Source organism: Bradyrhizobium sp. AUGA SZCCT0283 (genome assembly GCF_018130385.1).
Taxonomy (GTDB): Bacteria; Pseudomonadota; Alphaproteobacteria; order Rhizobiales; family Xanthobacteraceae; genus Bradyrhizobium.
The window spans coordinates 71,609-90,725 of sequence record NZ_JAFCLU010000016.1 but is presented as its reverse complement, the minus strand read 5'-3'; the positions used below and the strand labels follow the sequence as shown (position 1 = coordinate 90,725).

Here is a 19,117-nt window from a genome sequence, read left to right as displayed (position 1 = left end):
AAAATCCGCTCCGTGGAGTCATGGATTACGAGGAGCTAACGGCACAATTCGCTAACCATGTTCCGGCCCGCACCCTCGTCATGGCCGGGCCCAAACCGGGCCATCCACGACTTGCTTCCGCAGCGGTTAAGACGTGGATGCCCGGCATAAAGCCGGAAGGCTGGGCATGACGCGGTGAGAGCAGGCTTCCCTCAACCCACATTCCGTCGCGGCACGAAGGCGGTCGAGAGGAACGAATACGCCACTTCGCCGCGCTGGTTGATGCCGGTATTGCGGGCCTGTACGATGCCCCATTCCGGACGCTTCTCCGAGGCCCGCTTGGTTTCAACTACACTGGAGAAGCTGATGGTGTCTCCGGCCAGCACCGGCCTGATCCAGCGCAGTTCACGAAAGCCGGGCGACGGCCCCCACACCGCGACCTTCTCGCCGCGTGCGACAGCCTCCGCCGTCAAACGCTTGCCATCGGCGACCATGAGCTTCATGCAGACCGCGGCGACGTGCCAGCCCGATGCCGCCAGTCCCCCGAACAGGGATTTGCGTCCTTCCTCCTCATCGAGGTGAAAGCGCTGCGGATCGAACTGCGTGGCAAACTTCTTGATGTCGTCGGCGGTGAAGGTGAACGAGCCAAACTCGCGCTGCGCCCCGATCTCGATGTCCTCGAAGAAACGCATCGCTATCCCGCCTCGGTACGCCGGCGCACGATGATCGGCGACTCCATCTCGCACAGCACCACGCCGGCCGCGTTGCGGATCGTGCCCTTGAAGGTCACGATGCCGGTTTCGGGACGGCTGTTCGAAATCCTGGCTTCCGCAACGTCGACATCCAGCGTCAGGTCGTCGCCCGGCCGGAGCGGCGCCATCCAGCGCATCTCGTTGACGCCGGGCGAGCCGAGCGAGGCGGTGCGGCCGATAAAGCCGTCAAACAGCATCCGCATCATAATCGAGCCGAGGTGCCAGCCCGAACCGGACAGCCCCTTCAGCATCGACGCGTTGGCGGCGGCTTCGTCGAGATGCATCAGCTGCGGGTCGAATTCGGCGGCGAAGGCCAAAATCTCCTCGCGCGCGACGTGGCGCGGTCCGAACGTGCCGAAATGGCCGGGCGTGAAGTCTTCGAAGGTCAGCGTTGTCATCTATCGGCGATTTGGACTGAGGATTGCGGCGGGGAAGCCTGAATGTGGCCGTTATTTGCGGCAATCTCAACCCGTCCACCCGCATGGCTCGTTCGCCAGAGGCGAGTACCGCTCCCGGAGCTCACCCCTGACTTGCCCGAAGCAATTTTCGGGGCTAGCCCTGTGCCATCTGGGACCAGGTTTTTGACTCGCCGGAGAACCATCGATGCTCGATTTTCAGGATCTGTTTCAGTGGGACCGCTTCATCACGCCCACGATCATCAAGACCTTCTACTGGCTGGTCATCGGCTTGATCGTTCTGTTCGGCCTGTCCGGGATCTTCTCGGCGCTTGCCGCGATGGCGATCAGCCCGTTCGGCGGATTCATCCTGCTGCTGTCCTCGATCGCCGGTGTCGTAGTCGGCGTGGTGTTTTCACGCATCGCCGCCGAATTCATCCTGATTGTCTTCCGCATCAACGAGCATCTCGGCGCGATCCGCGATCAGGGGCAGATGCGGTAATTGCGGAGGGAATCGAAGGAATCGTAGGGTCGGCAAAGCGCTGCGTGCCCACCATTTCCCTCGCGATCATGGAAAGATGGTGGGCACGGCTGCGCCTTTGCCCACCCGGGGTCCGCATCCGCGGCACGCAATATCTCAGGTATTGAACCTGAAATGCATCACGTCGCCGTCGGCGACGATATATTCCTTGCCTTCCAGCCGCAGCTTGCCGGCGTCGCGGGCGCCGGCTTCGCCGTTCAGCGCGACGTAATCGGCATAGGCGATGGTCTCGGCCCGGATAAAGCCCTTTTCGAAATCGGTATGGATCACGCCGGCCGCGGCGGGCGCCTTGGTGCCGCGGTGGATGGTCCAGGCGCGGGCTTCCTTGGGACCGACGGTGAAATAGGTGATGAGATCGAGCAACTGGTAGCCGGCGCGGATCAGGCGGTCGAGGCCGGCCTCTTCGAGGCCCAGCGTCTCGAGAAACTCGGCGCGCTCCTCGCGCGACAGGGTCGCGATCTCTGATTCGATCTTGGCCGAGATCACCACCGCGACCGCGCCTTCCTTCTTGGCGTGCTCGAACACCTGTTTTGAGAAGCTGTTGCCGTCCTTGGCCGAGCCTTCCTCGACGTTGCAGACATAGAGCACGGGCTTCGACGTCAGCAGGCCAAGCATGCCGAAGGCGCGCTCTTCCTCCGGCTTGCGCTCGAGAAATCGCGCCGGCTTGCCGTCGCGCAGCAGCACCAGCGCGCGGTTGACGAGGTCGAGCTGTTCCTTGGCGTCCTTGTCGTTGCCCTTGGCCTTCTTCGCCAGATTGTCGACGCGCTTTTCGAGACTGTCGAGGTCGGCGAGCATCAACTCGGTTTCGATGGTCTCGATGTCGGCCAATGGCGCGATCTTGCCTTCGACATGGGTGATGTCGGAGTCTTCGAAACACCGCACCACATGCGCCACCGCGTCGACTTCGCGAATGGTGGCCAGGAACTGGTTGCCGAGGCCTTCGCCCTTGGAGGCGCCGCGGACCAGACCCGCAATATCGACGAAGGTCAGTCGCGTCGGGATGATCTGCGCGGAGCCTGCGATCGCCGACAACTTGTCGAGCCGGGGATCAGGCACGGCGACCTCGCCGACATTCGGCTCGATGGTGCAGAACGGATAATTCGCCGCCTGCGCCGCTGCCGTCTCGGTCAGCGCGTTGAACAGCGTCGATTTGCCGACATTAGGCAGGCCAACGATACCGCATTTAAATCCCATTTCGTCCTCAATCTCGGTGTTCGTCATGCCGGGCCGAAGCAGTCTGTTTTACGCAGACTGCGTAAACTTGTCTGCGGTGCCGGGCATCTACGTCCTTCTCCATTGCGACGAAGACGTGGATGGCCGGGACAAGCCCGGCCATGACGACGGAGTGTGTTGTTAGTCGGCGCGAGAAGTCAGCCCTGCTTCCCGTCATCTTCCTTGTCGAAAAATCCCTTGGCCTGCAGCGTCAGATGCACCTTGTTCTGGAACGTTGAGTCCTTGCCCGTCGCCAACAGCCCGGCATTGTCGGCGACCGCCTCGCACAGCGCCTCGACCCAGGGCCGGTCGCTCTTCGCAAAATCCGACAGCACGTGGCTGTGCACCAGCTCCTTGACGCCGGGATGACCGATCCCGAGCCGCACACGGCGATAATCGTTGCCGATATGCGAGGAGATCGAGCGCAGCCCGTTGTGACCGGCGATGCCGCCGCCGATCTTGACGCGTACCTTCGCCGCCGGCAGTTCGAGCTCGTCCTGAAACACGGTGATCTCGCCGGCAGACAGTTTGAAGAAGTTGGCAGCTTCCTGAACCGCGCGCCCCGACTCGTTCATGAACGTGGTCGGACGGAGCAGAACGACGCGCTCGCGATCGAGCGTGCCTTCGGAAGTCTCACCCTGAAAGCGGCGGCGCCACGGTGCAAAACCGTGACGCCGCGCAATTTCATCGACGGCCATGAACCCGATGTTGTGCCGGTTGTTCGCGTATTTCGAACCGGGGTTACCGAGACCGACAAACAGGCGCATGATGCGGCATCCCGCCGCTGCTTACTTCTTCTTCTCGCCGCCAGCCGGCGCCTTCGCGCCAGCCGCCGGAGCCGCAGCACCCGCCGCAGGCGCGGCGGCAGCAGCCGGCGCCGCAGCGGCACCCGCCGCCGGAGCAGCCGTGCCTGCAGCCGCAGCAGCCGCTGCAGCCTTCTGTTCTTCGGCGTAGCCGGACGGCGGCACGATGGTCACCAGCGTCGCGTCCTCACGCGACAGCGACTTCACGCCGGTCGGCAGCTTGATTTCGGACAGATGCAGCGAGTGGCTGATTTCCAGCGCGCCGACATCGGCCTCGATGTACTGCGGAATATTGTCGACCGAGCATTCGAGATCGATGGTGTGGGTGACGATGTTGACGGTGCCGCCGCGCTTGACGCCGGGCGAGGTTTCGCCGTTCACGACATGCAGGGGGACGCTGACGCGGATGGTCGCGCCTTCACCGAGACGCATGAAATCGACATGCAGCGGGAAATCACGGACCGGATCGAGGTGGAAGTCGCGCGGAATCACGCGGTGCTTCTTGCCCTCGAGATCGATGTCGAAAAGCGTGGTCAGGAAACGGCCTGCCAGGATGCGCTGGCGCAGTTCCTTGTCGTCGACCGAAATGGTCACGGGGGGCTGGTTGTTGCCGTAGATCACTCCGGGCACTCTCCCGGCGCGACGCTCTGCCCGGGCGGCCCCCTTGCCGCTCTGCGGACGCGCGGTCGCCTTCAATTCCTTGACGGTCGCCATCGTGTTAAGTCCTTGTTTTCTAAAAAGTTAAAGGCCGCATCGCGGCCCGTTGGCGTCCCACAGCAAGCCTCCAGGGGTGCGGGGGCTGCGGACGTGGCGGGCTTTTAGCCCCAAAGGGACGAAATGACAAGGAAATGCAGGGATTTTTCTGCGATTTTGGGCCAGTAAAGGCCCCAAAGCCGTCATGCCCGGCCAAAGCAGTCTGTTTTACGCAGACTGCGTAAACTTGTCTGCGATGCCGGGCATCCACGTCCTTGCCGCCGCGACGAAGAGCGTGGATGGCCGGGAATGTACCCGGCCATGACGATCGGTGATGAAATCCCCTACCCGTCCGTCTTCGTGCTGCCGGCATCCGGCCCGGCTGGCGAAATACCCAGCTTGGCTTCCAGCGCCGCAATCCGGCTCTTCAGCGCCTCGTTCTCCTCGCGCGCCAGGCGGGCCATGTCCTTGACCGCGTCGAACTCCTCGCGCTTGACGAGGTCGAGGTCGCGCAGGATGCGTTCGGCCTGGTTGCGCATGACGGTGTCGACCTCGCGCTTGACGCCCTGGGCGGCGCCGGCGGCGTCGTTCATCAAACGGCCGATCTCGTCGAAAAACCGATTGCTGGTCTGGGTCATCTGAAACGCTCCGGTCGCCGCAAATTGATCGTCATCGACATGACAATGGCGATCCCAAAGGAAAGGTTCAAGGGCAAGGTTCAAGTGCCCGTTCAAGGCCGACGGATGCCCCTCTGCCTTGTCATGCCCCGGTTTCCTTGCAATCGTATCAAGCGCTTAACCAGAAACCAGAATCACAACACAAAAAGAAACGGCCATGATCGACCAGCAGATCGACATTGCGACCAAGGACGGCAGGACCACGACCTTCATCACCCATCCCGAACGCGGCGGGCCCTTTCCGGTCATCATCTTCTACATGGACGCGCCGGCGATCCGCGAGGAACTGCGCGACATGGCGCGGCGGCTCGGCACCTCGGGTTATTACGTGATGCTGCCCAATATGTATTACCGCTCCGGCGTCATGGAGTTGGGACCGATCCCGCCGGATCCGGAGGCACCCGAGCGCAAGCGGATGTTCGGCTTCATGAACTCGATCAACATTCCCATGGTGATGGAAGACACCAAGGCCCTGCTCGCCTACGCCGAGACGCAGGAAGCGGCGAACACCAGGATCGTCGGCACCGTCGGCTACTGCATGAGCGGCCGCTACGCGGTCAACGCGGCGACGCATTTTCCGGATCGTGTGAAGGCGGCGGCCTCGGTCTATGGCACCCATCTTGCGACCGACCAGCCCGATAGCCCGCATCTGGCCGCGTCGAAGACCAAAGCTGAACTCTATTTCGCCTGCGCCGAGACCGACATCTATGCGCCGCAGGAGATTATCGACAAGGTCACCGCCGGCATGAAGGGATCGAACAACGAAGTCGAAATTTATCCCGGCACCCATCACGGTTTCGCCTTCCCGAAACGTCCGGTCTACCACCGCGATGCCGCCGAACGGCACTGGGAGCGGCTGCTGGCGCTGTATCGCCGCAACCTCGTGCCGTAGGCATCGCACCAGATGCCCTTTCTTGCCATCACGTTTCCGGCCATCGATCCCGTCGCCATCTCGATCGGACCGCTCGCGATCCGATGGTATGCACTGGCCTATATCAGCGGCATCGTGTTCGGATGGATATACGCGCGCGCGCTGATCAGAAACGAGAAATTGTGGGACGGGCCGGCGCCGATCGCGCCCGTGCAACTAGACGACTTCATTCTCTGGGTCACCATCGGCATCATCCTCGGCGGCCGCACCGGCTATGTGCTGTTTTACAACCCCGCCTTCTTCATCCAGCATCCGGCCGCTATTCTCAAACTATGGGAAGGCGGCATGTCCTTCCATGGCGGTTTTCTCGGCTGCGTCGCCGCGGTGATGCTGTTTGCGCTCAAGAACAAGATCTCCATCCTGTCGCTTGGCGACATCACGACCGCGGTCGCTCCGATCGGAATATTGCTCGGGCGGCTCGCCAACTTCATCAAAGGCGAGTTGTGGGGACGTGAGGCGGATGCCAGCGTGCCCTGGCGAATGGTCTTTCCCGATGACCCGCTGCACCTTTTCCGCCATCCAAGCCAGCTCTACGAAGCGGCGCTTGAGGGCATCCTGCTGTTTACGATCCTGGCAGTCATGATTCGAATGGGCGCCCTGAAGCGGCCGGGCCTGATCCTCGGCAGCTTCATCGCGATCTACGGTCTTGCGCGTATTACCGGCGAATTCTTCCGCGAACCCGATCCCCAGCTCGGATTTTTGTGGGGCGGGCTGACCATGGGCATGCTTTTGTCGGTACCAATGATCATTGCCGGGGCCATCCTGATCATGATGGCATGGCGCCGCAAGGCGCCGGAGCACATACAGAAGTCGATTTAAGGCAGGCCGTGACCGAATTTTCACCGTTGCAGGCGGAGATCCTCAAGCTGATCAAATCGTCAGGACCGATGCCGGTCTGGCGGTACATGGAGCTGTGCCTGATGCATCCCGAGCACGGCTATTACGTGTCGCGCGATCCATTGGGCCGCGAGGGCGATTTCACCACCGCGCCCGAGGTCAGCCAGATGTTCGGCGAGCTGCTCGGTCTATGGACGGCCTCGGTGTGGAAGGCGATCGGGTCGCCGCCGATGCTGCGGCTGGTCGAACTCGGCCCCGGCCGCGGCACCATGATGGCGGACGCGCTCCGCGCGGTTCGGGTGCTGCCGCCGCTCTATCAATCGCTCCATATCCATCTCGTCGAGATCAACCCGGTGCTGCGCGAAAAGCAGCGGGCGACGCTATCCGGCGCGCGCAACATTAGCTGGCATGACAGCATTGACGACGTACCGGAGGGCCCCGCGGTCATTCTCGCCAACGAATATTTCGACGTGCTGCCGATCCATCAGGTGGTCAAGCGCGAGACCGGCTGGCACGAGCGCGTGGTCAACCTCGACGCCAATGGCAAGCTGGTATTTGCCGCCTCGGACGAGCCGATGCCGCGCTTCGAGGTGCTGCTGCCGCCGCTGGTGCGCGCGGCGCCTGTCGGCGCCGTGTTCGAATGGCGGCCGGACACCGAGATGATGAAGATCGCCACGCGGGTGCGCGACCAGGACGGCGCGGCGCTGATCATCGATTACGGCCATCTGCGCAGCGATGCCGGCGACACCTTCCAGGCGATTGCCCGCCACAGCTTTGCCGATCCCCTGAAGAATCCAGGGCAGGCCGACGTCACCGCCCATGTCGATTTCCAGGCGCTGGCGCGTGCGGCGGAAGACGTCGGCGCGCGCGTTCATGGCCCGGTGACGCAGGGCGAATTCCTCAAGCGGCTCGGCATCGAGACGCGGGCCGTCACGCTGATGGGAAAAACCACAGCGGAAGTTTCCGCCGATATTTCCGCCGCGCTGAAGCGCCTGACCGACAGCGGCCGCGGCGGCATGGGATCTATGTTCAAGGTGCTTGCGGTCACCGAACCCAATCTTACCGCGGTTGCGGGTCTCAGCGACGAACCGCCCGCGCGGGGAGACGAAACAGCATGACGTTCGGATCGTCGCTGCTCGCAGCCATTCCCGGGCTGCGCCACGCCTTCTTCACCCGCGAGGGCGGGATATCCAAGGGAGTATACCAAGGCCTCAATGGCGGGCTGGGCTCCAACGACGATCCGGCCAGTGTCGCGGAAAATCGCCGCCGGATGGCCGAGCAGATGGGCGTCGCGCCCGAGCGCCTCCTCAGCGCGCACCAGATCCATTCGCCCGACGTCGTGGTGGTAACCGGACCATGGCGAGGCGACAAACCGCGCGCCGACGCGCTCGTCACCCGCACGGAAGGCATCGCCATCGGCGTCACCGCCGCGGATTGCGGTCCGATCCTGTTCGCCGACGCCAGCGCGCGCGTGATCGGCGCGGCGCACGCCGGCTGGAAGGGCGCGCTGACCGGCGTGCTGGAATCGACCATCGACGCGATGGAGAATCTCGGCGCCGACCGCTGCGGCATCGTCGCCGCCATCGGCCCGCTGATCCGCCAGCACTCCTATGAAGTCGGCAGCGAATTCGTCGAGCGCTTCCTGGATGCAGACGCCGGGAATGCCGTGTTCTTCATCCCCTCCACTCGCGCGGGTCATGCGATGTTCGATCTCGCCGGCTTCATCCGCATGCGGCTGGAGAATGCCGGCGTGCTGATGATCGACGACATCGGCGTCGACACCTATTCCGACGAGCGGTTCTACAGCTACCGTCGCTCGGTGCACCGGAACGAGCCGGACTACGGCCGCCACGTCCACGCGATCGCGCTGGCGAGCGAGTAGTTCGCTACTTCACTCTCAACACCACCTTGCCCCGCGCCCGCCCCGCTTCGAGATAGGTGAGCGCCGCGGGCAATTGTTCGAAAGGAAATTCGCGGTCGATCACCGGCCTGATCGCGCCGCCATCGACCAGGGCGGCGATGTCGCGTAGCTGGTCGCCGTTGGATTCCGTGAAGGACCATTCGTATCGCGCCCCGGCAGCCGCGCTGGCGGCGTAAACCTTCCGTCCCATCAGCCAGACGACGATACCTACCAGCAGCCCGGCGCCTTCGCGCCGAGCGAAATCCCGATCCGGTGGCCCGCTGAGCGAAATCACCACGCCGCCGCGCTTCACCACCTTGAAGGCATCGACGGTGAATGCGCCGCCCAGCGTGTCATAGACGATATCGTAATTGCCATCCTGTTGAAGATAGTTCTCGCGGTCGTAGGCGATGACACGGTCAGCCCCGAGCGAAGCGACGAAACCCACGTTTTTCGAACTCGTCGTCGACGTCACGTGAAGACCGAGATGCTTTGCGTACTGAACCGCAAATGTGCCGACGCCGCCGGAGCCGGCATGGATCAGGATCCGCTGCCCGGACTTCGCACCGGCACGCCCGAACATCTGCACCGTGGTCAGCCCGACGAGCGGCAGCGAAGCCGCTTCCGCGTGTGAAATTGTGGCCGGCTTGAGCGCGACGAGATTTTCGCCGAGGGCTATTTTCTCGGCAAAGGTACCGATCGCTTCGCGCGACGCGCGGACAAAGACCGCATCGCCCGGCTTGAATTTCGACGCCACGGCACCCACCGAGGTCACGACACCGCTGGCATCGAACCCGAACGGGCGCGGCAATTGATATTTCGAGACGCGCTTGAGGTCGCCATGCACGATCTTGAAGTCGATCGGATTGAGGCTGGCGGCATGGATTTCGATTCTGACGTCGTCGGGGCCTGGGACCGGATCGGCGATTTCCGCCAGGCGGACATGGTCGGCGATCGCGCCATAGCCGTCGAGAACAAAGGCTCGCATGGATCATCCTGCGGGGTTGAGGAATTCTGGCAACAAAAAGGTGAACGGGGGCGAGCCCGACGCAATCTTTTTGGCGAGCCGGTGCACCCGCTGCCCTAGACCTTAACACATTTTAACGATATCGCAGGGAGCAATGAGGGACGCCCTGATAGCTTCGTGCCTGAAGGCGCCGCGCGCGATGATTGCCGCGGCACTGTTTGTTGTTTCCTGCGCGCTGGGTGGCTGCGCCGGCGGCGGCGCAACGGGCAGCGGCTCATATGCGATGGCATCGAGCGCTGGCGCCACCGTGGCGTTCGAATCGATCGACGGTCCGCCGCCGCAGGTGTTCGACCGCATGGTCAGCGTGCTCGACAGCGAATCGAAGCTGCGAAATCTGTCGATCGTCTCCCGCGAGGGCGGGGCTTCCTACCGTGTGCGCAGCTATCTCTCGGCGCAGGTGGTTCGCGGCAAAACCGTGATCGCCTGGGTGTGGGACGTCTATGACAACAACCAGCAGCGTGCGCTGCGGCTTTCCGGCGAAGAAGCGGGCGGCAAAGCCGGACGTGACGCCTGGGCGGCGGCCGACGACCTCGTCTTGCGCAAGATTGCGCAGGCCGGCCTCAGCGGTCTGTCGGGTATGATTAACGGAACTCCGGATGCGGCGCCGGGCCCGGCGAGAGGCGGTCCGGCGGTTGCGAGCGCAGCAGACACGGTACCCGCCCAGGATGCGGCCGGCATCATGGCGCTGGGCTACAGCGCCCAATAAAGCGGCCCCGAAATAGTCCGGTAACGGCCTATTTTTCGCCGGGAAAACCGGGGCCATGGGTTGCCAGCCGAGCCACCTGCCTGATATCTCCTCGCTCACCAAGAAGCGCCGGTTCCCGAGGATTTCTCGATATGCTGAACGTCGTATCCAGCAAGGCGCGAGGAGAAGCGTCGATGGCGGCCAAGAACGGCTCGATCAAGCTGGTCGCCGGCAATTCCAATCCCGCGCTGGCCCAGGAAATCGCCAACTGGCTGCATCTGCCGCTGACCAAGGCCACTGTCCGGCGTTTCGCGGACATGGAGATTTTCGTCGAAATCCAGGAAAACGTCCGCGGTTCCGATATCTATATCATCCAGTCGACGTCGTTTCCGGCCAACGACCATCTGATGGAACTCCTGATCATCACCGATGCACTGCGCCGGGCTTCCGCGCGCCGCATCACCGCGGTCATCCCCTATTTCGGCTACGCCCGGCAGGACCGCAAAGTCGGTTCGCGGTCGCCGATCTCGGCCAAGCTGGTCGCCAATCTGATCACCCGCGCCGGCGTCGACCGCGTGATGACGCTCGACCTGCATGCCGGCCAGATCCAGGGCTTCTTCGACATCCCGACCGACAATCTCTACGCCTCGCCGGTCATGGTGCGCGACATCAAGGAGCGGTTCGACCTCGGCAACGTCATGGTGGTGTCGCCCGATGTCGGCGGCGTGGTGCGCGCGCGCGGCCTTGCCAAGCGCATCAACACGCCGCTCGCCATCATCGACAAGCGCCGCGAGCGCGCCGGCGAGTCCGAAGTCATGAACGTGATCGGCGACTGCGCCGGCTTCACCTGCATCCTGATCGACGACATCGTGGATTCCGGCGGCACGCTGGTGAACGCAGCCGACGCGCTGCTCGCCAACGGCGCCAAGGATGTCTACGCCTACATCTCCCATGGTGTGCTGTCGGGGGGTGCTGCGGCACGTATCGCCGGCTCGCGGCTGAAGGAACTCGTCATCACCGACTCCATCCTGCCGACCGAGGCGGTCACCAAGGCCGCGAACATCCGCACGCTGTCGATCGCGCCCCTGATCGCGGAAGCGATCAGCCGCACCGCGTCGGAAGAATCGGTGTCGAGCCTGTTCGATTAAGATTGCTTCGTAGGGTGAGCAAAGCGAAGCGTGCCCACCATTTGACGATGCCGAGATAGATGGTGGGCACGGCGCAAACGCGCCTTTGCCCACCCTACGGCCTACGGAGCTTCATTCAAATCCCGGCCGCGGCACCAAATTCATCAGCATATTGGCGTAGCCGCCGTCGACGGTGATCTCGTCGCCGTTGACATAGGACGCACGGTCGCTGGCGAGGAACAGGATCGCATCAGCCATGTCCTGCGGCATGCCGACCCGCCGCATCGGCACCACGGCGGCGCGTCGCTCGGTCACCCCTGGCGTATCGTAAAACGACTGGCTCATCGGCGTGATCACCATGCCCGGGCTGACGACGTTGCTGCGGATGCCGTGCGGTCCCCATTCATTGGCAAGCTGCCGCGACAGCATGATCACGCCGGCCTTGCTGACGCTGTAGGCGCCGCTCTGCCCCTGGGCATGGCTGCCGGCGATCGAGGCCACATGCACCAGACTGCCGCGGCGATGTACACGCATCTGCCGGCCGAAAACCTGTGCGCAAAGGAAGTAGCCGGTCAGGTTGACCGACAGAACTGCGTTCCATTCGGCAAGGGACAGGCCGTCGAGTGCGCCGGGCCGCAACACCGCCGCGGTGTTGACCAGTACCTGGCACGGCCCCAGCGATTTCTCGATTGTCTCGGATGCGGCAGTGACGCTCTCGACGCTCGCGGTGTCGCCGCGTGCGACGACATGGTCGGCGCCGAGCTTCCCGAGCTCGGCGCGCGTCACCTCGAGGCCGCGCTCGTCGAGATCAATGGCGGCAACCCGGGCGCCGGCCTGGGCCAAACTGAGGGCCGTGGCGCGGCCGATGCCGCCGCCCCCGCCTGTCACCACGCAAACGCGGCCCGACAGGCCGAGCCAATCCGACGAATCCTGCCCGGTCATGCGCGATCACTCTTAGCTGGTGAACTGACGCCGGGCAGCATACCCGAAAGTACGTCCGGAACGAGAGCGAATTAAACGCCGGCCGCGACCCTCTTTCCGACCACCTCGCCGAACGATTTGAAGAATTCGGCTGCAAGCTTTCTCGCGGTGGAATCGATCAGCCGTGCGCCGAGCTGGGCGAGCTTGCCGCCGATCTGCGCGTCGACGTCGTAGTGCAGCACCGTGATCTCAGGTCCGTCGGATTCGAGATGCACGAGCGCGCCGCCCTTGGCGAACCCGGCCACCCCGCCGGAGCCCTCGCCCGAAATACGGTAGCTGTTGGGCGGATCGAGATCGGACAGCATCACCTTGCCGCCGAAGGTCGCCTTCACCGGCCCGACCTTGAAGACCACGGTCGCGGTCATCTCGGTGGGTGAGGACATCTCGAGGGACTGACAGCCGGGGATGCATTGCTTCAGAATCTCGGGATCGTTGAGCGCCGCCCAGACCTTTTCCTTAGGCGCCGGGATGCGCTGGCTGTCGTTCATCTGCATGGTCAGTCCTTACTCCTCGCGGGATTGGTCGTGCGATGGCCGCGCCGGCGCTCGACGGTGATTTCGGCAAGGATCGACATCGCGATCTCTTCCGGCGTGATGGCGCCGAGATCGAGCCCGGCCGGCGCCTTGACGCGGTCGATCGCGGCCGCCTCCGATCCGCCGGCCGCGAGCTTTTCGCGCAGCGCCGCCATCTTGCGGCGGCTGCCGACGAAGGCGTAATACTCGGCCCTGATGGCAAGCGCCGCGCGCAACGCGGCCTCATCGCCCTTGCCCTGGGTCGAGACCACGACGAAGCGCCGGGCGTCGTTGAGGTAACGGGGCGCGAAGCCGTCGACGATGACATGGGCGTCGGGCTCGGCGGCGATATCCGCGGCCGGCGCAGCCAGCGTGACGTGATAACCGAGCTGGCGCGCCTGCGCGGCCAGCGACATCGCGACCGGGCTTGCGCCAAAGATCACCAGCGAGGGATGCGGCAGCACCGGCTCGACGAAGATGTCCATGGTGCCCTTGCTCGGACACATGTTGCTGACGAAGCGGATGCCCTCGCGATTATCGCCCGGCTTGACGCCGAGTTCGGCGAGGAGATTTTCGGGCTGCACCGACACCATGCGCGGCTCCCCGTCCAGCAGTGCTTCGCGTGCGGCTTTCAGCACCGCGCCCCGCGCGCAGCCGCCGCCGATCCATCCCGCCACGATCGTGCCGTCCGGGCGAATGATCGCCTTGGCGCCGGCTTTCGCGGCCGTCACCGACACCGTGCGCACGACGGTCGCCAGCACGAACGGCTGCTCGGCGGATTTCATCTGCGCGACCAGATCCATCACTTCGATATGTGCGCTCATCGGTCGGCCCATCTATAGTTTCGCCAAATAGGGTTCGAGCGCAGCCAGGCTGTTGAGTGTATTGGCCGGGGCGTAGAGATCGACATGCGGCAGCGCCGCCTTGATGCCCGCGGCTTCTGGAGCGTAGCCCTCCCACGCCATCATCGGATTGAGCCAGACGATGCGGCGGCAACGGCGGCCGAGCGCCGCCATCTCGCGGCCCAGCAGCGCGGCATCGCCGGTCTCGTAGCCATCGGACACGATCATCACGACGGTGCGTGAATGGATCACGCGCGCCGCGTGCCAGCGGTTGAAGGTCTGCAGGCTCTCGCCGATCCTGGTGCCGCCGCCGGCGCCCTGCGCCATGATCGAGAGCCGATCGAGTGCGCGCGCCGCGTCCTTTTCCTTCATCGCGTCGGAGACGTGCGCCAGCCGCGTATGGAACAGGAACGCCTCGGCCTCGCGAAACTGATCGAGTACGCCATGGATGAAGCGCAGGAATACGCCCGTGTACATGCTCATCGAGCCGGAGGCGTCGAGCAGCATGACGAGCCGCAGCGGCTTCGTCTTGCGCTGGCGCTTCACCAGAGAAATCGGCACGCCGCCATGGCTGATATTGCCGTGAATGGTGCGTCGCAGATCGAGCCGGTAGCCCCGCCGTCGCGCCAGGTCGCGACGGGTCAGCCGCGTGCGCATCGCCCGCGCCAGCCGCACGGCCGCTTCATGCGCCTGCTCGATTTGCGTGGGATCGGCCAGTTTACGAAAATCCACCTCGGCCAGATTGTCGGCACGTGAGGCCCCTTCCATGCGGCCCTCGCCCGCACGATCGACGCCGGCATCGTCGGTGGATGGAACCTGATCCATTGACGTCTCGCCACCGGAGCGCTGGCCATCGGCCAGCGTCTTGAGCGACGGACTGTTCGCAGCCTTCGACGCGCCCGTGGTCATTGATCGTGACCGCACCCGTTTGCCGAGCCAGAACGCGTCAAAGATCCCGTCGAATTTTTCCCAATCGGATTTGCGCGCCGAGAACAGGTGCTTGAACGCCGAACGCAACAAGCCCGGTCTGGCCGCGTAGCCGGCCGTCATCAATTCCGCCGCGTCGTTGCCTTCGGCAAGGCCAACGGCGAATCCGCTGTCGCGCAGGGTTTTGAGGAACGCGGCAAGCCTTGACGAGACAAGGCGCGAGACCTCATCGAGCTCTTCGTAACCGGGATTGGTGCCGCAGCAGCTCATGCGACCTTTCCCAACAGCCGTTCGCTGACTTCGCGCGTGACCCGCGACTTGTCCTCATGTGTCTTGAGCAGGCACATCAGGGTCTCGTGGACCGTTTCGGGCGCGTCGTGGAGATCGCGAACGTCGAGGCCGACCAAAGCCGCCGCCCAGTCCAGCGTCTCCGCGACGCCAGGCACCTTGCGCAACTCCTCTTTGCGGATGCCTTCGACCATGCGCGCGATCTGCAGCGACAGCGACGCGCTGGCGCCATCAATCCGCGCCATGATGATGCGCGCCTCACGATCGACATCGGGATAATCGACATAGTGATAGAGGCAGCGGCGGCGCAGCGCGTCGGAGAGTTCGCGGGTGCCGTTCGAGGTCAGCACCACATGCGGGATCGTGGTCGCGGTGATGGTGCCGAGTTCGGGGATCGAGACCTGGAAATCCGACAACAGCTCGAGCAGGAACGCCTCGAACTCATCGTCGGCGCGGTCGATCTCGTCGATCAGCAGCACCGGCGGCTTGTCGCGGCGGATGGCGGCGAGTAAAGGCCGTTCCAAGAGATATTTTTCCGAGAAAATCTGGTCCTCGACATCATCGGGATTGTCACCACGGTGCGCCTGGATCGAGAGCAATTGCCGCTGGTAATTCCACTCGTATAACGCAGCCGACTGATCCAACCCCTCATAGCATTGCAGGCGGATCAATTCCGTCGCGTGCACCGATGCCAGCGCCTTCGCCACTTCGGTCTTGCCGACGCCCGCCTCGCCTTCCAGCAGCAGCGGGCGCCGGAGCAATTGCATCAGCGAGATCGCGGTCGCGAGTTCGCCGTCGGCGATATAGCCCGACGCCGCCAGCGCTTGCGCGATCTCGTCACGATTCTTCATTGCTTCTCCGGGGGCCTCATGGTTCGAGACGCGCGAAGACGCGCTCCTCACCATGAGGGTCTGAGACCTTAGCCTGCTGCATCAGCATCGTCATTGCGAGGAGCGAAGCGACGAAGCAATCCATTCTTTCTTTGGTCGGCACGATGGATTGCTTCGCTGCGCTCGCAATGACGGGGAACTACGCGAACACTCCCAGATCCTTCGCTGCCTTCCAGTTGCGCCAGTAGTCATGCGGCATCTGGATATGGGTGGAGCCGAGGAACGAGAAGGCGTCGTTGACGGCGTTGGAGAACGCAGGCACGCCGCCAACGTTTGGACTCTCGCCGACGCCCTTGGCGCCGATCGGGTGATGCGGCGACGGCGTGACGGTGAAGTCGGTTTCCCAATGCGGGGTCTCGACCGCGGTCGGCATGAAGAAATCCATGAACGAGCCGGTGACCACGTTGCCGTCGGCATCGTAGCGGATTTCCTGGCCCATCGCGATCGCGAAGGCTTCGGTGAGGCCGCCATGCACCTGACCCTCGATGATCATCGGGTTGATGCGGGTGCCGCAATCGTCGAGCGCATAGAAGCGCCTGACCTTGTAGACCCCGGTATCGACGTCGATGTTCATCACGCAGATATAGGCGCCGAACGGATAGGTCATGTTAGGCGGATCGTAGTAGCTCACCGCCTCCAGCCCCGGCTCCATGCCGGGAGGAACCGAATTGTAGGCCGCCCAGCAGATGTCCTTCATCGACATCGTCTTCTCTGGCAGGCCCTTGACGCGGAAGCCGTCGATATCCCATTCGAGGTCGTCTTCATGCACCTCGAGCTTGTAGGCCGCGATCATCTGCGCCTTGGCCTTGATCTTGCGCGCCGCCATCGCGATCGCGGCACCCGCCACCGGCGTCGAACGCGAGCCGTAGGTGCCGAGACCGTAAGGCGCGGTGTCGGTATTGCCCTCCTCGACCATGATGTCGTCGGCAGGAATGCCGATCTCGGTGGCGATGATCTGCGCCCAAGTGGTCTCGTGACCCTGGCCCTGGCTCTTGGAGCCGACCCGCGCGATGCCCGCTCCCGTGGGGTGCAGGCGGATTTCGCAGGAATCGAACATCGCAATCCCCAGGATGTCGCAATTCTTCGACGGACCGGCGCCGACGATCTCGGTAAAGAACGACACGCCGAGGCCCATGATCTCGCGGGTCTCGCCGCGCTTGAACGCGGCGCGCAACGCCGCCTGCTCCTTGCGCAGACCGGCGTAGTCGACCGTCTCCATCATCTTGCGCATGGCAGTGTGGTAATCGCCGGAATCGTACTCCCAGCCCAAGGCCGAGTGATACGGGAATTGTTCGGCCTTGATAAAATTCTTCAGGCGCAATTCGGCCGGATCCATGCCGAGCTTCTGCGCCAGAATATCCATCGCGCGCTCGATGCAATACGCCGCTTCGGTGACGCGGAACGAGCATCGATAGGCGACACCGCCCGGCGCCTTGTTGGTGTAGATGCCGTCGACCGAGAGATGCGCGGTCGGGAAGTCATACGATCCCGTGACGATGTTGAAGAAACCGGCCGGCCATTTCGAGGGATCGGCGCAGGCGTCGAACGCGCCGTGATCGGCCAGCACGTGCACGCGCAGGCCTGTGACCTTGCCCTCCTTCGTGGACGCGATCTCGGTCGTCATGTGGTAGTCGCGCGCGAACGATGTCGCTGTCAGGTTCTCGATGCGGTCCTCGACCCACTTGACCGGTTTGCCAGTCACGATGGAGGCGACCGCCACGCAAATATAGCCGGGATAGGCACCGACCTTGTTGCCGAAGCCGCCGCCGATATCGGGCGAGATCACATGGATCTTGTGTTCGGGAATTTTGGCGATCAGAGCCACGACCGTGCGGATCACATGCGGCGCCTGGAAGGTGCCCCAGATCGACAACTCGCCCTTGATCTTGTCGAAGGAGCAGACGCACTGGCAGGTCTCCAGCGGCGACGGATGGGTGCGATGGTAGGAGATCATCTCCTTGATCGTCACCTCCGCCTTGCGGAAGGCGGCGTCCGTCAGATCCTTGTCGCCGACGGTCCACTCGAAGATGTGGTTGTGGTGCTTGCGCGGGCCATGTGCGCCCGTGGTCTTGCCGGCGAGGTCTTCGCGCAGGACAGGCGCATCCTTGTCCATCGCCTTGAACGGATCGATCACGACCGGCAGCGGTTCATATTCAACCACCACCTTGTTGATGCCGTCGTCGGCCGCATAGCGGTCGGTGGCGACGACGAAGGCGACTTCCTGGTTCTGGAACAGCACCTTGCCGTCGGCCAGCACCATCTGCACGTCGCCGGCGAGCGTCGGCATCCAGGCGAGGTTGACGGTCTTCAGCGTCTCGGCGGTGATGACCGCGAGCACACCCGGCACTTTCAGCGCCTCCGTATCGTCGATCTTCTTGACCCGCGCGTGCGAATGCGGCGATCTGACAAAATCGCCGTGCAGCATGCCCGGCAGTTTCAGGTCGTCGACGTAATTGCCCTTGCCTTGGGTGAAGCGGATGTCTTCCACCCGCTTGCGCTTGCAGCCCATGCCTTCGAGTTTGGCTTCGCGTTGTTCCCGCGTGGGAGTCATGTCGTTCATTCCGCAGCCTCCCTGAATTCAACGCCGTTGATCTTGGCGGCGGCATATTGAATGGCCTTGACGATGTTCTGGTAGCCGGTGCAGCGGCAGATATTGCCCGAGATGCCCATCCGGATTTCTTCCTCGCTCGGAGACGGATTCTCCTTGAGCAAGCGCTGTGCGCGTAGAATCATCCCGGGAGTGCAGAAGCCGCATTGCAGGCCGTGCATCATCCGAAAACCTTCCTGCAGCGCCGACAGCGAACCGTCGGCATTGGCGACACCCTCGATAGTGGTGATGTCGGAGCCCTGCGCCTGCACGGCGAACATGGTGCAGGACTTCACCGACATGCCGTCGATATCGACGGTGCAGGCGCCGCAATGGGTGGTCTCGCAGCCGATATGGGTGCCGGTGAGCGAGAGATTTTCGCGGATGAAATGCACCAGCAGCGTGCGCGGTTCGACGAGGCCTTCGACCTCGGTGCCGTTCACCTTCATGGTGACGTGAGTCTTTGCCATTTGTCCCTCCCTAGGAGCATGATCCCGAAAAGTGGAAGCCGGTTTTCGGAGAAGATCATGC

Annotated in this window: 21 protein-coding genes; 7 read left to right on the top strand and 14 right to left on the bottom strand. The window is 63.5% G+C overall.

Going from position 1 to position 19,117, the window contains the following annotated elements; genetic code table 11:
- Nucleotides 1–191: 191 nt before the first annotated feature.
- On the bottom strand, nucleotides 192–671 hold the full coding sequence (locus JQ624_RS22020) for a MaoC family dehydratase (protein WP_212420989.1): 480 nt from the start codon (nucleotides 669–671) through the stop codon (nucleotides 192–194).
- A gap of 2 nt (nucleotides 672–673) precedes the next feature.
- Complete coding sequence (locus tag JQ624_RS22015; protein ID WP_212420988.1) at nucleotides 674–1,129, bottom strand: MaoC family dehydratase; 456 nt, start codon at nucleotides 1,127–1,129, stop codon at nucleotides 674–676.
- Between the two features lie 205 nt (nucleotides 1,130–1,334).
- Between JQ624_RS22015 and JQ624_RS22010 the strand changes: the two genes are divergently transcribed.
- Nucleotides 1,335–1,628 (top strand): DUF4282 domain-containing protein, encoded by a 294-nt coding sequence (locus tag JQ624_RS22010; protein WP_025590606.1) that lies wholly within the window; start codon nucleotides 1,335–1,337, stop codon nucleotides 1,626–1,628.
- Nucleotides 1,629–1,763: 135 nt separating this feature from the next.
- On the opposite strand, the gene ychF is transcribed toward JQ624_RS22010, so the two are convergent.
- The 4 genes from ychF to JQ624_RS21990 all read right to left on the bottom strand — a co-directional run bounded on the left by ychF (nucleotide 1,764) and on the right by JQ624_RS21990 (nucleotide 5,013).
- On the bottom strand, nucleotides 1,764–2,861 hold the full coding sequence (gene ychF / locus JQ624_RS22005) for a redox-regulated ATPase YchF (RefSeq protein ID WP_212420987.1): 1,098 nt from the start codon (nucleotides 2,859–2,861) through the stop codon (nucleotides 1,764–1,766).
- 176 nt (nucleotides 2,862–3,037) lie between these two features.
- Entirely contained in the window at nucleotides 3,038–3,646 is a 609-nt protein-coding gene (gene pth, locus JQ624_RS22000; protein WP_212420986.1) for an aminoacyl-tRNA hydrolase, read from the bottom strand.
- 21 nt (nucleotides 3,647–3,667) lie between these two features.
- Complete coding sequence (locus JQ624_RS21995) at nucleotides 3,668–4,396, bottom strand: 50S ribosomal protein L25/general stress protein Ctc (RefSeq protein WP_212420985.1); 729 nt, start codon at nucleotides 4,394–4,396, stop codon at nucleotides 3,668–3,670.
- 323 nt (nucleotides 4,397–4,719) lie between these two features.
- Complete coding sequence (locus JQ624_RS21990; protein ID WP_212420984.1) at nucleotides 4,720–5,013, bottom strand: accessory factor UbiK family protein; 294 nt, start codon at nucleotides 5,011–5,013, stop codon at nucleotides 4,720–4,722.
- 196 nt (nucleotides 5,014–5,209) lie between these two features.
- Between JQ624_RS21990 and JQ624_RS21985 the strand changes: the two genes are divergently transcribed.
- Genes JQ624_RS21985 through pgeF form a run of 4 tightly spaced genes read left to right on the top strand, consistent with a single transcriptional unit; the run spans nucleotide 5,210 to nucleotide 8,702 of the window.
- Entirely contained in the window at nucleotides 5,210–5,944 is a 735-nt protein-coding gene (locus tag JQ624_RS21985; protein ID WP_212420983.1) for a dienelactone hydrolase family protein, read from the top strand.
- A 12-nt stretch (nucleotides 5,945–5,956) separates the two neighbouring features.
- The gene (gene lgt / locus JQ624_RS21980) at nucleotides 5,957–6,802 is read left to right on the top strand and encodes a prolipoprotein diacylglyceryl transferase (RefSeq protein WP_212420982.1); all 846 of its coding nucleotides are present in this window, start codon (nucleotides 5,957–5,959) and stop codon (nucleotides 6,800–6,802) included.
- Nucleotides 6,803–6,810: 8 nt separating this feature from the next.
- A complete protein-coding gene (locus JQ624_RS21975; protein ID WP_409334355.1) occupies nucleotides 6,811–7,938 on the top strand; it encodes a class I SAM-dependent methyltransferase in 1,128 nt (375 codons plus the stop codon).
- Nucleotides 7,935–8,702 (top strand): peptidoglycan editing factor PgeF, encoded by a 768-nt coding sequence (gene pgeF / locus JQ624_RS21970; protein WP_212420980.1) that lies wholly within the window; start codon nucleotides 7,935–7,937, stop codon nucleotides 8,700–8,702. The genes JQ624_RS21975 and pgeF overlap by 4 nt, the downstream gene beginning before the upstream one ends.
- Nucleotides 8,703–8,706: 4 nt before the next feature.
- Here the strand turns inward: pgeF and JQ624_RS21965 are convergent, their stop codons facing one another.
- Nucleotides 8,707–9,708: an NADP-dependent oxidoreductase gene (locus JQ624_RS21965; protein WP_212420979.1), complete on the bottom strand. Its 1,002-nt coding sequence runs from the start codon at nucleotides 9,706–9,708 to the stop codon at nucleotides 8,707–8,709.
- 133 nt (nucleotides 9,709–9,841) lie between these two features.
- Between JQ624_RS21965 and JQ624_RS21960 the strand changes: the two genes are divergently transcribed.
- Complete coding sequence (locus tag JQ624_RS21960; RefSeq protein ID WP_212420978.1) at nucleotides 9,842–10,453, top strand: hypothetical protein; 612 nt, start codon at nucleotides 9,842–9,844, stop codon at nucleotides 10,451–10,453.
- A 173-nt stretch (nucleotides 10,454–10,626) separates the two neighbouring features.
- On the top strand, nucleotides 10,627–11,580 hold the full coding sequence (locus JQ624_RS21955; RefSeq protein ID WP_212421071.1) for a ribose-phosphate pyrophosphokinase: 954 nt from the start codon (nucleotides 10,627–10,629) through the stop codon (nucleotides 11,578–11,580).
- Between the two features lie 111 nt (nucleotides 11,581–11,691).
- On the opposite strand, the gene JQ624_RS21950 is transcribed toward JQ624_RS21955, so the two are convergent.
- From JQ624_RS21950 to JQ624_RS21920, 7 genes are all read right to left on the bottom strand, one after another.
- On the bottom strand, nucleotides 11,692–12,501 hold the full coding sequence (locus JQ624_RS21950; protein WP_212420977.1) for an SDR family NAD(P)-dependent oxidoreductase: 810 nt from the start codon (nucleotides 12,499–12,501) through the stop codon (nucleotides 11,692–11,694).
- A 71-nt stretch (nucleotides 12,502–12,572) separates the two neighbouring features.
- Nucleotides 12,573–13,034 carry a carbon monoxide dehydrogenase subunit G gene (locus JQ624_RS21945; protein WP_212420976.1) on the bottom strand — a complete coding sequence of 154 codons (462 nt, stop codon included), beginning with the start codon at nucleotides 13,032–13,034 and terminating at the stop codon, nucleotides 12,573–12,575.
- Nucleotides 13,035–13,036: 2 nt separating this feature from the next.
- Complete coding sequence (locus JQ624_RS21940; protein WP_212420975.1) at nucleotides 13,037–13,876, bottom strand: XdhC family protein; 840 nt, start codon at nucleotides 13,874–13,876, stop codon at nucleotides 13,037–13,039.
- Between the two features lie 12 nt (nucleotides 13,877–13,888).
- Nucleotides 13,889–15,091: a VWA domain-containing protein gene (locus tag JQ624_RS21935; RefSeq protein ID WP_212420974.1), complete on the bottom strand. Its 1,203-nt coding sequence runs from the start codon at nucleotides 15,089–15,091 to the stop codon at nucleotides 13,889–13,891.
- The gene (locus JQ624_RS21930) at nucleotides 15,088–15,960 is read right to left on the bottom strand and encodes a MoxR family ATPase (protein ID WP_212420973.1); all 873 of its coding nucleotides are present in this window, start codon (nucleotides 15,958–15,960) and stop codon (nucleotides 15,088–15,090) included. Before JQ624_RS21930 ends, JQ624_RS21935 begins: the two co-directional genes overlap by 4 nt.
- A gap of 178 nt (nucleotides 15,961–16,138) precedes the next feature.
- Nucleotides 16,139–18,559 (bottom strand): aerobic carbon-monoxide dehydrogenase large subunit, encoded by a 2,421-nt coding sequence (locus tag JQ624_RS21925; RefSeq protein WP_212420972.1) that lies wholly within the window; start codon nucleotides 18,557–18,559, stop codon nucleotides 16,139–16,141.
- Nucleotides 18,556–19,056 carry a (2Fe-2S)-binding protein gene (locus JQ624_RS21920; protein WP_212420971.1) on the bottom strand — a complete coding sequence of 167 codons (501 nt, stop codon included), beginning with the start codon at nucleotides 19,054–19,056 and terminating at the stop codon, nucleotides 18,556–18,558. Before JQ624_RS21920 ends, JQ624_RS21925 begins: the two co-directional genes overlap by 4 nt.
- Nucleotides 19,057–19,117: the final 61 nt, after the last annotated feature.